The 12,324-nt window shown below is 71.8% G+C and carries 8 protein-coding genes and 3 pseudogenes; 6 read left to right on the top strand and 5 right to left on the bottom strand.

Translation table 11 applies throughout. The features are described from left to right. Window positions 1–101 precede the first annotated feature (101 nt). Together ABZ719_RS36200 and ABZ719_RS36195 are read right to left on the bottom strand one after the other, a co-directional pair. Window positions 102–845, bottom strand: a complete 744-nt coding sequence (locus tag ABZ719_RS36200; RefSeq protein WP_366729423.1) for a cytochrome P450 — start codon at window positions 843–845, stop codon at window positions 102–104. A 7-nt stretch (window positions 846–852) separates the two neighbouring features. Further along, entirely contained in the window at window positions 853–1,272 is a 420-nt protein-coding gene (locus ABZ719_RS36195; RefSeq protein WP_366729422.1) for a hypothetical protein, read from the bottom strand. Between the two features lie 1,178 nt (window positions 1,273–2,450). Here ABZ719_RS36195 and ABZ719_RS36190 point away from each other — a divergent pair. After that, entirely contained in the window at window positions 2,451–3,461 is a 1,011-nt protein-coding gene (locus tag ABZ719_RS36190; RefSeq protein ID WP_366729421.1) for an aldo/keto reductase, read from the top strand. A gap of 382 nt (window positions 3,462–3,843) precedes the next feature. On the opposite strand, the gene ABZ719_RS36185 is transcribed toward ABZ719_RS36190, so the two are convergent. Continuing rightward, window positions 3,844–5,028, bottom strand: coding sequence for a PP2C family protein-serine/threonine phosphatase (locus ABZ719_RS36185; protein WP_366729420.1), 1,185 nt, complete (start codon window positions 5,026–5,028; stop codon window positions 3,844–3,846). 318 nt (window positions 5,029–5,346) lie between these two features. Between ABZ719_RS36185 and ABZ719_RS36180 the strand changes: the two genes are divergently transcribed. Beyond that, window positions 5,347–5,877, top strand: coding sequence for a GNAT family N-acetyltransferase (locus ABZ719_RS36180; RefSeq protein WP_366729419.1), 531 nt, complete (start codon window positions 5,347–5,349; stop codon window positions 5,875–5,877). Window positions 5,878–6,409: 532 nt separating this feature from the next. Then, window positions 6,410–6,499 (top strand): annotated as a pseudogene (locus ABZ719_RS36175) (serine protease); the annotation flags it as partial. Window positions 6,500–6,588: 89 nt separating this feature from the next. Here the strand turns inward: ABZ719_RS36175 and ABZ719_RS36170 are convergent. After that, a complete protein-coding gene (locus ABZ719_RS36170) occupies window positions 6,589–7,953 on the bottom strand; it encodes an MFS transporter (protein WP_366729418.1) in 1,365 nt (454 codons plus the stop codon). Between the two features lie 560 nt (window positions 7,954–8,513). Next, window positions 8,514–8,926: pseudogene (locus ABZ719_RS36165) on the bottom strand (hypothetical protein); the annotation flags it as partial. A 256-nt stretch (window positions 8,927–9,182) separates the two neighbouring features. On the opposite strand from ABZ719_RS36165, the gene ABZ719_RS36160 reads away from it, so the two are divergent. The 3 genes and pseudogenes from ABZ719_RS36160 to ABZ719_RS36150 all read left to right on the top strand — a co-directional run. After that, the gene (locus ABZ719_RS36160; RefSeq protein ID WP_366729417.1) at window positions 9,183–10,217 is read left to right on the top strand and encodes a sodium-dependent transporter; all 1,035 of its coding nucleotides are present in this window, start codon (window positions 9,183–9,185) and stop codon (window positions 10,215–10,217) included. A 593-nt stretch (window positions 10,218–10,810) separates the two neighbouring features. Continuing rightward, window positions 10,811–11,473 carry a response regulator transcription factor gene (locus tag ABZ719_RS36155; protein WP_366729416.1) on the top strand — a complete coding sequence of 221 codons (663 nt, stop codon included), beginning with the start codon at window positions 10,811–10,813 and terminating at the stop codon, window positions 11,471–11,473. Continuing rightward, window positions 11,470–12,324 (top strand): annotated as a pseudogene (locus ABZ719_RS36150) (sensor histidine kinase); the annotation flags it as partial. The gene ABZ719_RS36155 and the pseudogene ABZ719_RS36150, both read left to right, overlap by 4 nt.

Below are 12,324 nucleotides of genomic sequence, written 5' to 3'. Positions count from 1 at the left end.
CCGGTGGCCGGCTTTCGGGCCACCGGGCCTTGGTTCTCAGTACCAGTACCAGCGGCGGGCGGGCTTGTTGCTGAAGATGCGTCGCATCGTGGCGGCCATGGCTACTCACCTCCTTCCGGTGTCGCATCGGGTCCACCGCGGCGAGGTGTGCGGTGGAGCATGAACGGCCGCGGCACGCTGCCCTCGGCCATGACCGGGCGCATGTCGCCGCCGGTCACGGTCAGGCGGGCGTTGCGGGCCAGGGCGGTCAGGGAGTCGGTGAGCAGCGTCTGCGCCACCGCTGCGCCGGGGCAGGTGTAGGGGCCTGCGCCGAACGTCACGTACTGGCCGTGTTCGTCCGGGTCGCTCCAGCGGTCGGGCCGGAACGCGTCCGGATCGGTCCATTGGCCTTCCGCGCGGTGCATCAAGTACGGGCTGACGGAGAGGAGTTCACCGGGGTGGAAGGCGACGCCACCGATTTCGACGGGATGGGTGATGGTCCGGCCGAGCATCCAGGGGGTCGGACGACAGCGCAGCGACTCCCGCACGATCTGGTCGGCGGGCCAGGGCCAGGGCCAGGGCGAGTCCGCCGTGTGATGCAGGCAGGCCAGGAGCACCGACCATGCGAGGGAGGCGCTGATGGGAACCACGATCGCCCGGGACATCAGCAGGTGCAGTTCGGCGGCCGTCCGGTCCGGGACTTCAGCGGGGCGGCATACGCCGAGCAGGGCGTCCAGCATGTCCCGCGGCTCAGCGGCGGGGTGTTCACGGCGGTGGCGTACCTGGTCGGTGAGGGCGCTGATGAGCTGGGCGCGCAGGATCTCCGCACGCGCCCGCTGCCAGGTGTGCGGTGCGTGGAAGAACACCCCCTTTTCACGCTGCCTGTTCGGCCAGCCGGCGCGTCCTGGCGGGACTGCCGGGATGCAACAGCAGGTCTGCCATGCACCGGTACACCAGCATGTTCCCGGCCCGGGGCCATCGGCCGGCTGCCGGCAGTTCGGTCACGGCCCGGTTCAGCTCGGTACCGTACTGCGGCAGGCGTTCCCCTAAGAAGTCGCGCACCGCGCGCCCGACTTCTACCTGTGACGGGCGCGTAGGCAGCAGCTCGTTGAAGAACCTCGACCTACCCGTGTTGTATTCAGGGTCGCGCAACAGTTTCTGCGACAGATCCGCGTCCCCGACACAATATCCGCCCCAGGGAAGCCGGATGGCTTCCGTCACACTGCTGCGACGGAGGCTTTCCAGGTATTCCAGCGGATCCCGTCGGAACCGGCGCTTCTCTCCGGGCCTCATCGAGTCATCTCCTCGGCGAGTTATTCGGCGGGGACGCCGAGGTGAGTACGCTGTCCCACAACCCGGCAGATCCCCGCCCCGGAGTCCGGGAAACCGAAATATCGGCGCTACCATTCATGTGAGTTAAATGGCAGACATATCAGTTGGATGGGCGGGGGTGTCGCCAGCCGGGGCGAGGCCCCCGTCCCTGGGCAGTGCCGTATACATGCGTGCGTCTCCCGGGCACCGCGGGGGCGCGTGGCTCGTTCTGCGCCCGGCCGGTCACCCAGCGGTGGCCACTGACCGGCGTCACGCCGGTGCCCGGTCAGCGGACCGTTCGAGCAGGAGGCGGCGCCGGCGCCTGCCACTCCCGTGGGCTGCGCGCTGACGGCGATGACCTGCAACTGGCACAGATCTCGGGGACCGGTCGCGGACTGCCAGCGGGGTGACAGCGTGTACGGAAGCGGATCACAGGGCGGTTTGCCGGGGCACGGAAAATCGCAGGTTGTCTCGCGAGGCGTGCCGGCATCGTATGAGCCATGCCGGCGATAGACGCGGCATTCGAACCTGACAGCCCTGCCCAGAGCGGTTATCCGCCGCTGGTGGAGGCAGCTTGGCTGTATCAGGCGGATCAGCGGATCAGGTGTGTCCCGAAGACCTGCCGATGACCACTGCCCGGGCACGTGCACTCGCAGGTCCACAGGCGTTTCTGGCGCATCGTCTGAGGTCGGAATCGCGGAGAATTGAAGCGAGATCATCTGGCGGAGAAGTCGGACGGGTCCCGCTCGACCGTAGAATTGACGCTTGTTCGTCTTGATGGATTGGCGGGGCCGGTTGCTCCGAGACGTCGAAGCCGCTGACGACGGCCGCCACCGAGTGCAGGCCACAGGAGAAGCCGATCTGCTGCTCCTGCCGCCCTCCACTTGCACATCCGGGTGCCCTGCGTAATCGCCCGGACACCGAAAGCGGCTGATGGGCGGGAGTGCACCGGCGCACCGGCCCCTTCCCCGGTTCCCCCGAGAAGTCGCAGTTCGTGGCGCGTGAGCACCGTGCGGCGAAAGGGGCTGCCGAGCCGCACACACGCAGCCCCAATGTCGGTACAGCGAGAGCGAGTTCGGCGCCGGGACTGACGTTCACCGGTACGTCTGGACCGAGACGTATTTGCGTTGGAGTGCACTCCGACTCCTAGGTTCGGCGGCATGCGATACATCAAACTCGGAACGACCGGGCTGGAAGTCTCCGCCATCGCCCTCGGCTGCATGAGCTTCGGCGAGCCGGACCGGGGCGGCGAGCCCTGGTCGCTGGGCGCGGAAGCCAGCCGGGACATCATCAAGCAGGCCCTCGAGAGCGGCGTCAACTTCCTCGACACGGCCAACGGGTACAGCGCCGGAAGCAGCGAGGAGATCGTCGGCCAGGCGGTCAAGGACTTCACCCGGCGCGAGGAGGTCGTTCTCTCCACCAAGGTCTGGATGCGGATGCGCCCCGGCCCGAACGGGGCCGGGCTGTCCCGCAAGGCGATCTTCGCCGAGCTGGACGCCTCCCTGAAGCGACTGGGGACCGACTACATCGACCTGTACCAGATCCACCGCTGGGACTACGACACCCCGATCGAGGAAACCCTCGAGGCGCTGCACGACGCGGTCAAGTCCGGGAAGGTCCGCTACATCGGCGCCTCTTCCATGTACGCCTGGCAGTTCACCAAGGCCCTGTACCTGGCTGACCTGCACGGCTGGACCCGGTTCGTGTCGATGCAGGACCACTACAACCTCATCCACCGGGAAGCGGAGCGGGAGATGCTCCCGCTCTGCGCCGACCAGGGCATCGGCGTGATCCCGTGGAGCCCGCTGGCGCGGGGCAGGCTGACGCGGGTCGGGGACACCGCCACGGCGCGTGCCGCAACAGACCCGGGCGGCAAGATCCTCTACCGCGACGGGGACCAGGCGGTGGCCGAGCGCGTCCACGAGATCGCGGGCAAGCGGGGTCTGTCCCCGGCCCAGGTCGCCCTGGCCTGGGTCATGCGCAACCCGGTGGTGACCTCGCCCATCGTGGGGGTCACCAAGGCGGCCCAGCTCGCCGACGCGGTCGCCGCGGTGGACGTCGAACTCGACGAGGACGAGGCCGCCTACCTGGAGGAGCCCTACCAGCCGCACGAGGCTGCCTACCTGGAGGAGTCCTTCTACAAGTCGCGCCCTGGGGCGGGCTCACGGTAGTCCGGACTACCGCCTCTGGCTGGGCTTCGACGAGTCCTCGGCCTCGGCCTGCACAGCCCCGTGGCCGGCCCGGCGGTGCTTGCGGGCGGGCGCGCGCAACTGCGTGATCCGCGCGCTGCCGCCGGCGCGGTGAGCAGGATGCCCGCCGCTGCGGCCGGCCCCGGAGCGGCGAGGCAGCGAGGCCAAGGCCTCTTTCACAGCCGCGGCGGCGCGTGCTCTTCACAGCGCGCCCCCGTCCGGCGGTGGCGCGCCGGGAGGCCGGTACGGCGGCCGTGGCGACGGCTCCGACGGCCGGGAGAGCCGCCGCTCCTCCGGCGGCCAGCCGCGGCATCGCACCGGGCGGTCCACGACGCCAGGGGCGCGTACCGGGCCGTCAGGCCGCTCAGATGCGGGAGCCGCCGCTGGTGTGGCGCTGCCCGGTACGGCTGCCGTGCCAGTCGACGACCATCGTGGTGGCATCGTCGCGCAGAGAGCCTCCCCATGCCTCGTGAACGGCGGAGATCAGGGCGCGGACCACTTCTCGGGGATGCTCCTCGCGGGTGGCGCGGAGGAGCGCGGCGAGGTCGACGGTGGCGGCGGCTCGTTCGCGCATGCCGTCGGTGATCAGGACCAGGCGGTCGCCGGGCCGCAGGTCAAGCTGTTGCACCTGGTAGGCGACCGGGGCCAGCACTCCGAACGGCATGTTCACCGCGATGGCCAGCTCCTGGACGCTGTCGCCGCGCAGCCGCAGAGGCCAGGGGTGGCCTGCGTTGACCAGTTCGCAGGCGCCGGTCTCCAGCTGGATGCGCAGCAGTTGGCCGGTGGTCATGCCGCGGCCGTGACGGGTGATCGCGTCATGGGCGGCGTATGCCTGGTCGAGGAGGCCACGCCCTGCGCGGCGGGCTTTGCGCAGGGCGTTCACGGTCAGGGTGGCCAGCAGCGCGGAGGCCGTGTCGTGTCCCATCGCATCGGTGATGGACAGGTAGAGGGCGTCCTGGTCCAGGGCGTAGTCGTAGGTGTCGCCGCCGATCTCGTCGGCCGGGACCAGGCCGCCGGCCAAGGTGAACTGCGCGGCCTCGCAACAGGATGCCGAAGGCAGCAGTTGGTGCTGGATCTCGGCCGCCAGACTCATCTCGGTGGTGCGCCGGCCCCAGTGGTAGAGGTCGGTGAAGCGACGGTCGGTGACCACGATGTACGCCAGCGCGTGCGCGGCCTGCGCCACCGCATCCCGCACCGTCTCGTCGGCCACGGGCACGGCCAGGTCCAGAACGCCGAGGCAGTCGCCGCGGTTCGTCACCGGGGCCGCCAGCCGGAAACCGCCCTCTCCGTCCGGCTCCTGGTACAGGCGCTGGGAGCGCAGCACCCGCTCGTACACGCTGCCCGCCAGTTCGACTGTCTCCGTCCCGGTCCGCGTCTGCGCGGCCGTGCCCGCACGGGGCAGGCGGACGGCTTCCTGCCCGATCATGTCCACGAGCCAGAACGACACCTCGCGCGCCGAGAACCGCTTCTCCAGGTTCCGGGCCACCACGTCGACCGACTCCACCGGGGCGCCGTCCTCGGCCGCCCGCAGCACCTCGTCCAGGCCCAAGCCTTCACCACCCGACACAGGCACCTCCCCTTCCCCCCTACAAATGCCCGGCAGGCCGTCCCGGATACCCCCAAGTACGCAGACCAGGCGTCCGGACCGTTCCCGGTCGTCGGGGCTTCTTGATGCGTTCGCCGGCGCGCGAGCCGCACACGGCGCAGGTGAGGGTGTGGGGTGGCTGTGCGGGATCTGGTCCACGCCGTCAGGCCCCGCATGCGGCGCACGCGTTCGCCGGGGCGATCAGTGCAGGCGACATGCGGTTGTGCGCACGGTCGGGATATTCGCTGGTCGCTGGTTGTCGGTGGTGGTCATACTGCCGCAATGGATCCGGTGACTCTTGAGACCGACCGTCTGGTGCTTCGGGCCTTCACAGCTGCCGACGTGGATGCGGTGTACGAAGCCTGTCAGGACGAGGACATCCAGTTCTACACCCCGGTGCCGGTGCCGTACCGGCGGGCGGACGCGGAGAAGCTGGTGGGTGAGAAGCTGCCCGCTCAGTGGGCCGAGGACAGGGACTACACCCTCGGCGCGTTCCGCAAGGACACCGGCGCCCTGGTCGGTTCGTACTGCCTGACCCTCATCAGCCGCGGCGTGTGGGAACTCGGCTACTGGGCCGTCAGGGAGCAGCGCGGACGCGGGTACTCGGTGGAGGCCGCCCGGGCCCTGTGCGACTGGGGCTGGGCCACGCTCGACGTGCACCGCATCGAGTGGTGGGCCATGGCCGGGAACACCGGCTCGCGTGCCGTCGCCGAGAAACTCGGCTTCACCGTCGAAGGGACCCTGCGCAATCGCGGCATCGCCAACGACGGCAAGCCGCACGACTGGTGGGTGGGCGGGCTGCTGCGGCCCTGATGCGTCGTCGGCTGTGTCCGTTCTTCCGCAGGGACCTTGCCGGCTCGGACAGTTCCCGCCCAAGAGCGAGCCGCACCCATCGGTCATCAGCGGGCAGCCCTGACATGGCCGGCGCCGCCGGGGCGGGATCCTGAGAAGGTCGCGGCGGTGTTCGTGGTGCCGTTGCCAGCGGTGGACGCAGGGCCCCGGCGAAGTCTCGTCGATGGCTTCTACCGTGCGGGTGAGGCGCCGGCCGTGTCCGCGATCCGGTCCTGGCCACCGCAGGTGCCCGAGTCCACGGCAGTGCCTTGAGCCGCGCATACGACGGCTTCATCGGCTGAGCGGACGCGCGTGCCTCGGGACCGGCCGGCCTCGCCACGTCCCGCGCCTGCGCTCCCGGTGCCCCGGAACCGGGGACTCCGAGTACGCAGTGCCTGCCCCGGACGCCGCACTCCGTCCTGAACCGCTCCGCGGCGGCGGCCGCTTCTCCACCCTGCCCGGAGTCCGCGACACGGAGGACGGGTGCGCCGCCGTGGACTGCTCATGCCCGCCGCTACGAGAAACCTGGGTCAATCCGCGCTACGACGTCATGACGAACTCGGGGGACTTCGCGGTGCTCACCCTGGCCGAGCCGCTGCCGCGACGGGCGTGCCCGGCCGCACAGCGGCGTGGTGACGAGAACGCCCGGTGCGCGCAATCGTTCGCCACTCCGTGCGCGCAACCGTTCGCCATTCAGGGGGCGGGCGCGGATCGCACCGTCCGGGTGACCCACAACAGAACGAGCGCGGCGGCCTGGATGCCGGCGACGACGACGATCAGAAGGGGGACGGAGACGTCGTACAGGACCCCGGCCAGGGTGCCGCCGGCCAACGCGGCCGCGCCCGTGATCCCGGCGAACACACCGTACGCGGAGGCCCGGCGGCCCACGGGTACGAGGTCGGCGACGGTGGCACGCAACGTGGACTCCTGAACCCCGACCGCGGCGCCCCACACCAGCACACCCGCCACGGCGACCCCCACCGTGTCGGTGAGGGCCAGGGCTGGAACGGCCGCGGACAGCAGCGGCAGGACGACCAGGACCTGGGCACCGAACCGGTCGTACAGCCAGCCCGTGACCAGCGCCGCCACCGCGTCCGCCGCCATGGCCGCCGCGTACAGCACCGGCACCATCGCTGTCGGTACCAGATGCCGGACGGACAGGTGATACGAGAGCACCCCAAAGGTGGCGAAACCTGCCAGGGTCGCTGCGGTGAAGACCGAATAGGCCCAGAAGGCCCGCGGCAGTTTCCTCGCCCGTGCCCCCGCAGGAACCGGCTGCTCGGGCGAGACCGGCGCCTCGGTCGGCCCTGGCGGCTCGGACGGACCCGGCGGCTCGGGCGGACCCGGCGCCTCGGGCGCCGCCGCGCCGGCGGTCGTCTCGTAGCCCACCGGATCGGGAACCCTCGCACGCAGCCGGAGCAGCAGGGCGAGGGCGGCCACGCCGGGCAGCGCGAGCACCCCGAGGGCCGGGGCGTAGCGGCCGCCGGTGAGGGCGAGGACCCCGGCCACCGTGAGCGGGCCGACCAGAGCGCCGACCTGGTCCATCGCCTCGTGGACCGCGAAGCCGCGGCCCCTTCCGGTGGCAGCGGTGGCGTGCGAGAGGAGTGTGTCCTTGGCCGGGGAGCGCACCGCCTTGCCGACGCGTTCCGCGATCACCAGGGTGCAGGCCGCCCACAGCACACCGGTCAGGCCGAGTACCGGGACGGTGACCGCGGTCAGCACGTACCCGGCGATGGTCCATGCCCAGAAGCGGCGGCTGCGCTCGGCCAGCGGTCCCGAAACCAGACGCAGTCCGAGCGCGGCGGCCTCACCCGCCCCCGTGACCACGCCGACCAAGGCCGCGGAGGCGCCCAGATGGGCGAGCAGCGGACCGGTGACGGAACGAGCGCCCTCGTAGACGAAGTCCATCAGCAGACTGACGCCTCCGAACACCACCACGAACCGCCACGCGGAAAGCCCGCGGGCGGGTGTGTCCGGCGGTTCGGGCGCAGCAGACGTGGTGCGGGCCGGCTTCACGAGTTCCTCCCCGGGGTGTCGCGTGCCCGGCAGGCCGGACATCGCCTCCTGAACACCGGACCGTTCCTGTGGCGCTCTCCTGAACACCGGACGAGTCCGGCAGACACATCCTCTCTCTCGACAGGCTGGAGCGGTCAGGTGCGGAAGGGGGCGCGGGATGCTCTCTCGCGCCCGCCCGACGAGCGGGGCGCCGTTCTCGTTCGGCCGGCCCGCTCGGTGGCCCGACCGGTGGTCCGACCGGGGGCCCGCTGGGTGGCCCGCCCGGACTCGTCCGTCTTCCGGAGCCAGGGTCACGGACCGGGCGAGACCGCGGCCGCTCCTGTACGTCACCGCGGCCGCTCCTGTGCGTCGGCGTGACCCGTCGGACGGGCCGGTGCGGCCGACGGCACGGTCGGCGAACCGGCCGCGGCGAGGTCGGGAGCGCCCTTCGTGACCGGCTCGGCCAGGAAGTCGCGGGTCCCGCCACAACAGCGTGTCCCCGCCGAAGTTGACGGTGTCACGGAGGAAGAGCGTCATCAGCTCGTATCGGTGGGAGCGCGGCCGGGCGGCCAAGGCCGCCGCGGTGATCGCCTGAACGCGGCCTGACCGCCTTCCAGCCCCGTTCAGGCCGCCTGCCGCGTCACGCGCGCCGGGTTCGCGACGTCCTCGCGGGTCGCCGCCAGGTACCCCACCAGCCCGAGGATGACGGCGAGGAAGAGTCCGCTCGTGACGACGGTGCCGAACCCGAGGCCGCCGTCGCCGGGCGGCTGGGAGAGGCAGTCGCCGTTCGAGGCACCGAGCGGGCGGGTCAGGATGGAGGCGATCCAGAAGCCGCCCACCGCGTGCAGACCCAGCGCGAAGGGTGCGACCGCCACGGCGGCGATGGCCAGGCCGAACAGGACCGCCGAAAGAGCCAGTAGCCCACGTCCATGCGCTCGGAGACGAGGTCGCCCGCGGCCGTGCCGAGGGCGAAGGTGAACAGCACAGCCGGCCAGTAGAACGACTCGCGGCTGGTGGTGTCGACGCTCTGGAGGGACCGCCTACTTCTGGATCATCAAGGTGCTGTGCACGACGGTCGGCGAGACCGCTGCCGACCTGCTCCGATCTCGGGGACCTTGTTCCAGCGCAGACGGCGGGAGGGGGGAGCGGAGGCACGCGTGGCCGGTTCGGCCTCGGGAGACTCGGAGAGTTCGCGGATCACGGGCAGGACGTTGCCGGCGGGTACCTGAACGCTTCCTGACTGCCGCGCGGCTTTCCCCGCCCGCCGGGTCCGCCCTGATCACGATGGGGCCATGCACACTCGCGCCGCGTCCTGGCTGCGGCACCGGCTCGGCCGCGTCGTCGTCATGTCCTACGCCCTCGCCCTGTTCCTGCCCGGCCCCGGTCTGTGGCTGCGCCGCATCCATCCCTTGCCGCCGACGCACCTGACCTTGCGCACCGCGCCGTTCCTGCTGTCCCTGATGCTGTTCTCGGCCGGTCTGCAGGTCCCCCTCAGCGCGCTGGGCGGCCTGCTGCGGCATCCGAAGGCCCTGCTGGCCGGGCTCGTGCTGCACCTGGGGATCCCGCTGGCGGTCGTGCCGTTCGTCGCCCTCCTGCTGCGGCGCACTCCCGACGCCGACGGCGGCAGCGGGCTGCTCACCGCGCTGATCCTGATCGTGGCGATGCCCGTCGCCGCCGGGGCCACCGTGTGGACCGCCAAGGGCGAGGGAGATCAGCCGACGATGGTGGGCCTCGTCCTGGCCTCGACCCTCCTCAGCCCGCTCACCACCCCCGTACTGCTGGCGACGCTGTCGCCGCTGCTCAGCGGCGGCTACGCACACCTCCTCGCCCACACCGGCCGGCTGGCCCAGGGCGGATTCGCCCTCACCACCGTGGTCTGTCCCTGCGCGGCGGGCCTGCTGGGCGCAGTCGTCCTGCCCGCGCCCTGGCTGGGCCGCCTGGTCACCACGGTGGCGCCGTCGGCCATGGCCGGTTCGGTGGTCCTGACCTACGTCAACGCCAGCGGCGCCCTGGGGTCCGTCCTGGCCCGGCCACGCCCGCTGTTGACCGCGGCCGCCCTGGCGGTGGCGGCCCTGGTCTGCCTGCTCTCCTTCGTCCTCGGCCGGGCCGCCACCCGCCTCCTGCGGCTGGAGGCGGGTACCGCCTCGTCGCTGACGCTCGCCTGCGGCATGAACAACAGCAGCGCGAGCGCTGTGCTGCTCACCGCCTCCTTGCCCGACAGACCGCACCTGCTGCTGCCGGTCCTCGCCTACGGGCTGCTGCAGAAGACCGCCGCGAGCCGGATCGTCACCCGGCTGCGACCGGCTCCCACCGCGGCAGGCGTCTGAACGTCTCAGCCCCGGCCTCCACGTCAGAGCCGGGCGAAGGTGCTCCTCGCCGCCGGACGGGGCTGGGTCACGACGAGGGCCAGGGCCGTCTCCGGGCCGGTGTCCCCGGCCGGGTGCGGTGTGCGTGCGCCGCGCGGTCAGGCCGGTCGCTTCCTGTGCGGGAGAGCGGGCGCAGCCGCGGCCCTGCCGCTCCCGGTCGATGACGCCCTTCCCGTGCACCCGGGCGATGGTCGTCGCCACCGTCGGGCGCGCCGGGACGGTGCCCAGCCCGGCCCGCACCGGTCCTGGTGCGAGCGGGGCCCGGCGGCTCACGGCCCGACGAGGACGGCGAATCCGGGCTCGCCGGCCGGTCGCCTCCTCGCCCTCGCGTCCGTCATGGAACATTCTTCACTCCCCCACCGTCTACAGTTCAGTAGACCGTCTACAGCATTGTAGTCAGACGTCCAACACCCAATGGGCCTCCGAAACACACGTCTCCATCCGAGCCAGGTCGCCCCCGGAGAACCCGGAGGCCGCCCCTGGCAAGCCACTGACGCAGAGAACCATGAACCGCGCCCGGCCCTCCCGGGCCGCCCGACACCTTACGGAGAACCATGCGCCAGACGATCTTGGTCGTCGAGGACGATCACGCCCTGCGTGACGTGCTGATGCGCGGGCTGCGCGACGAGGAGTTCGACCCGCTGCCCGCAGCGGACGGCGCCACCGCCCTGCGACTGGCCACCGCCGGCGTCTGTGCCGTCGTACTCGACATCGGGCTGCCCGACGCCGACGGACGGGACGTGTGCCAGGCGATGCGCGCGAACGGATTCCTCTCCCCCGTCATCTTCCTGACCGCCCACCACCGGCTGAGCGACCGGCTGTCCGGGTTCTCGGCCGGAGGGGACGACTACCTGCCCAAGCCGTTCCACCTCGCCGAACTCGCGGCCCGCCTGCGGGCAGCCCTCAAACGGGCCGCGCCTCCGCCCGCCGCCACAGCGGGAGACCTGGCACTGGACGCGGTCCGGCACGCCGTCACCGTCCGGGGCGTCCCCGTAGACCTGACACCGACCGAGTTCCGTCTCCTGGCGGCGCTCATGGCGGCTTCCGGCGGCATCGTGCGCCGCCGCGACCTGGTCCGGGCGGCCTGGCCCGAGGGCGCCCGGGTGCACGACAACACCCTCGACCAGTACCTGACCCGGCTGCGCCGAAAGCTGCGCGACGCGGGCAGCGGCAGGACCATCGCCACGGCCCGCGGGCTCGGCCATCGCCTGTCATGAGCGGCACCCGCCACCGGCCGCGGCCCGCCATGACCGCCTTCCTCCACCGTCTGGCGCCCCGCACACTGCGCGGCCGGCTCTCACTCGTGGCCCTCACCACGGCCGCGCTGCTCATGCTGGTCCTCACCGTCGCCTTCAACGCCGTCGCCCAGCACCGCCTCCAGCACCAGGCGGACGACGAACTGCGCACCCGCGCCGCCGCCGTCGCGACGACCATCGACACCACCGGCGCGACCGTACGTGTCCTGGAGACCTCCCAGGACACACTGCTCGACGCCAACGTATGGATCTACGCCGGCGAACGTCTGCTGGAGGAGCCGCCGAACGCCGGACCCCTCACCCGCGTCGCCGGCTCCCTCGCCTTGCGCGGCGGGCGGCGGTGCGTCACCGCCGACGCGGGCGGCCCGCTGCGGCTGTGCTCGCAGCCGGTGTCTTCGGGCACGAGCGGCGCTCTGGTGGTCACCGCGCTCGACCTCTCCCCCTACCGAAGTTCGGCCGACACCCTGCTCGTGGGGTCGCTCGCGCTGGACGTCGTGATGCTGGCCTGCACCTACGCTCTGACACGGCTGGCGGTAGGCCGTGCGCTGCGCCCGGTCCGCGCGATGACCGACCAGGCCCGCCAGTGGAGCGCCGTCGCCTCCGAAGAACGCTTCGGCCAGGTGCGGCACCCTGTCGAACTCGCCCGCCTGGGTACGTCGTTGGACGCCATACTGGACCGCATCCGCACCGTCCTGCGCCACGAGCGCCGGCTCACCGGGGAACTCTCGCACGAGCTGCGTACGCCCCTGAGCCGGATCATCGCCGAACTCGACTGGTGGCAGACCCGCCCCCGCAGCGCCGACCAGACCCAG

The sequence above is a fragment of the Streptomyces sp. NPDC006743 genome, assembly GCF_040703815.1.
In the GTDB taxonomy this organism is placed as follows: Bacteria; Actinomycetota; Actinomycetes; order Streptomycetales; family Streptomycetaceae; genus Streptomyces.
Note: the sequence above shows the minus strand (reverse complement) of the source record. Positions and strands in the feature narration are given on the sequence as shown.

Bases quoted from the DNA above. Each gene is read 5' to 3' on its own strand.
- ABZ719_RS36190 (WP_366729421.1), top strand. From the start codon at position 2,451: ATGCGATACATCAAACTCGGAACGACCGGGCTGGAAGTCTCCGCCATC.
- ABZ719_RS36170 (WP_366729418.1), bottom strand. From the start codon at position 7,953: ATGTCCGGCCTGCCGGGCACGCGACACCCCGGGGAGGAACTCGTGAAG.
- ABZ719_RS36160 (WP_366729417.1), top strand. From the start codon at position 9,183: ATGCACACTCGCGCCGCGTCCTGGCTGCGGCACCGGCTCGGCCGCGTC.
- ABZ719_RS36195 (WP_366729422.1), bottom strand. From the start codon at position 1,272: ATGAGGCCCGGAGAGAAGCGCCGGTTCCGACGGGATCCGCTGGAATAC.
- ABZ719_RS36180 (WP_366729419.1), top strand. From the start codon at position 5,347: ATGGATCCGGTGACTCTTGAGACCGACCGTCTGGTGCTTCGGGCCTTC.
- ABZ719_RS36155 (WP_366729416.1), top strand. From the start codon at position 10,811: ATGCGCCAGACGATCTTGGTCGTCGAGGACGATCACGCCCTGCGTGAC.